We start from the raw sequence: 930 nt of genomic DNA on the forward strand, positions 1-930 counted from the left end.
GCATGCCCTACGTCATCGGATCCGACCTGCCGACCGAACCGGCCGGCGACCGCTTCCGCGCCTTGCTGGAGCGCCCCGGCATCCTGCGGCTTCCCGGCGCCTACACCGGCATGTCGGCGCTGCTGGCCAGGGAGGCGGGGTTCGAGGCGGTGTACATGTCCGGCGCCGCGATGACCGCCACCATGGGCCTGCCCGATCTCGGCATGATCACGGTGGACGACGTGTGCTGGTACATCCGCCAGACCGTGCGCGCCGCCGGCCTGCCGGCGCTGGTGGACGGCGACACCGGCTACGGTGAGGCGCTGAACGTGATGCACATGGTGCGCGCCTTCGAGGATGCGGGCGCCGGCGCCGTGCACCTGGAGGACCAGCTGCTGCCCAAGAAGTGCGGGCACCTCAACGACAAGAAGCTGGCCGATGCGCGCGACATGGCGGCCAAGGTGGCGGCGGCGCGCAAGGCGCGGCGGCACCTCTACCTGATCGCCCGCACCGACGCGGCGGCGAGCGAGGGGATGGACGGCGCCGTGGCGCGCGCCAAGCTCTATCTGGAAGCCGGCGCCGACGCGATTTTCCCCGAGGCGCTGAACACCGCCGAGATGTTCCGCGAGTTCGCCCGCCGGATGCCCGGGGTGAAGCTGCTGGCCAACATGACCGAGTTCGGCCGCACGCCCTTCTTCACGGCACAGGAGTTCGAGGCGATGGGCTACGCCATGGTGATCTGGCCGGTCTCGGCCATGCGCGTCGCCAACAAGGCGATCGAGGAGCTCTACGCCTCGATCCGCGAGAATGGCGGCACCCACCGGATGGTGGAGCGGATGCAGACCCGCAAGGAGCTGTACGCCACCATCCGCTACGACGAGTACGAGGCGCTGGACGCGACCCTGGTGAAGACCGTCGTGCCCGAGGCGATGCCGCAGCGCGACTGACCGG

1 protein-coding gene is annotated in these 930 nt (G+C 70.2%); it reads left to right on the forward strand.

What is annotated here, in order from left to right:
- Window positions 1–2: 2 nt before the first annotated feature.
- Window positions 3–926, forward strand: a complete 924-nt coding sequence (gene prpB / locus M0638_RS28445) for a methylisocitrate lyase (RefSeq protein ID WP_248670327.1) — start codon at window positions 3–5, stop codon at window positions 924–926.
- Window positions 927–930 lie beyond the last annotated feature (4 nt).

It is taken from the genome of Roseomonas acroporae (assembly GCF_023223525.1).
GTDB lineage: Bacteria > Pseudomonadota > Alphaproteobacteria > Acetobacterales > Acetobacteraceae > Roseomonas_E > Roseomonas_E acroporae.